The sequence below is a fragment of the Pseudomonas sp. 31 R 17 genome, from assembly GCF_900004915.1.
GTDB lineage: Bacteria > Pseudomonadota > Gammaproteobacteria > Pseudomonadales > Pseudomonadaceae > Aquipseudomonas > Aquipseudomonas orientalis_A.
On the sequence record NZ_CVTN01000070.1, the window covers coordinates 1 to 1,508 of the forward strand.

Consider the following 1,508-nt stretch of genomic DNA (forward strand, 5'->3'; position numbering starts at 1 on the left):
CGGCCACAGCTTCGTGGTGCTGGACGCGACCGCCGGGCGTGTCGATCCGACCATCGGCTTTCCCACCGCCCCTATCGGCCAGGGCACTGCAACGCTGAATACCTTTAATGGTGCTCAAGCTTCTGCAGGTAACGGCAACCTGGCGCTGCAGCCTTCGACCCTGAGCCTGAGCGCCACCCCGAGCATCACCGAAGCCGGGGGCGTGCTGACGTATACCGCCACCGTGACCCAGGCCGGCACCAGCGACCTGACCATCACCCTGTCCAACGGCGCGGTGATCACCATCCCGTCCGGCCAACTGACCGGCACCGTCAACGTGCCCCTGGCGCCTAACGACAGCCCGTACCTCGACGCCAGCCAGATCAGCGTCAACGTCACCGGCATCACCGGCGGCAACAACCTGGTACTGACCCTCGACCCTAACCCGGCCGTGACGCAGATTACCGACACCATCGACACCACCACCGTGACCTTGACGGCTGGTTCGAACGTGACTGAAGGTGGCCAGATCACCTACACCGCTACATTGACCAACCCCGCGCAGACGCCGGTGAGCGTTACCTTGAGCAATGGCTCGGTGATTACCATCAAGGCGGGTGAGTCGACGGGTACTGTTGTTGTCGATACGCCGGCCAATGACGTCTACGTCAACGGTTCGACCGTCAGCACCACTATTACCGGCGCAACCGGCGGCAACTTTGAAAACCTGGTGCCGAGCACGACGCCTGCGGTTACCACCATTACTGATGTAGTCGATACCACTACTGTCACGCTGACGGCCGGTTCCACCGTGACCGAAGGCGGCCAGATCACCTACACCGCGATATTGAACAACCCGGCCCAAACCCCGGTGAGCGTCACCTTGAGCAATGGCTCGGTGATTACCATCAAGGCAGGTGAGTCGACGGGTACGGTGGTAGTCGATACTCCGGCCAATGACGTCTACGTTAATGGTTCGACCGTCAGCACCACCATTACCGGTGCAACCGGTGGCAATTTTGAAAGCCTTGTGCCGAGCACGACGCCTGCGGTTACCACCATTACTGATGTGGTCGATGCCACTACTGTCACGCTGACGGCCGGTTCGACCGTCACCGAAGGTGGTCAGATCACCTACACCGCGACATTGACCAACCCGGCACAAACCCCGGTGAGCGTCACCTTGAGCAATGGCTCGGTGATTACCATCAAGGCGGGTGAGTCGACGGGTACTGTTGTTGTCGATACGCCGGCCAATGACGTCTACGTCAACGGTTCGACCGTCAGCACCACTATTACCGGCGCAACCGGCGGCAACTTTGAAAACCTGGTGCCGAGCACTACGCCTGCGGTCACCACCATTACTGATGTGGTCGATACCACCACTGTCACGCTGACGGCCGGTTCGACCGTGACCGAAGGCGGCCAGATCACCTACACCGCGACATTGACCAACCCGGCACAGACCCCGGTGAGCGTCACCTTGAGCAATGGCTCGGTGATTACCATCAAGGCGGGTGAGTCGACGG

The 1,508-nt window shown here is 60.7% G+C and carries 1 protein-coding gene; it reads left to right on the top strand.

What is annotated here, in order from left to right; genetic code table 11:
- The coding region (locus tag BFP89_RS28970) for an immunoglobulin-like domain-containing protein (RefSeq protein WP_370671222.1) at positions 1-1,508 on the top strand (1,508 nt) is incomplete at both ends.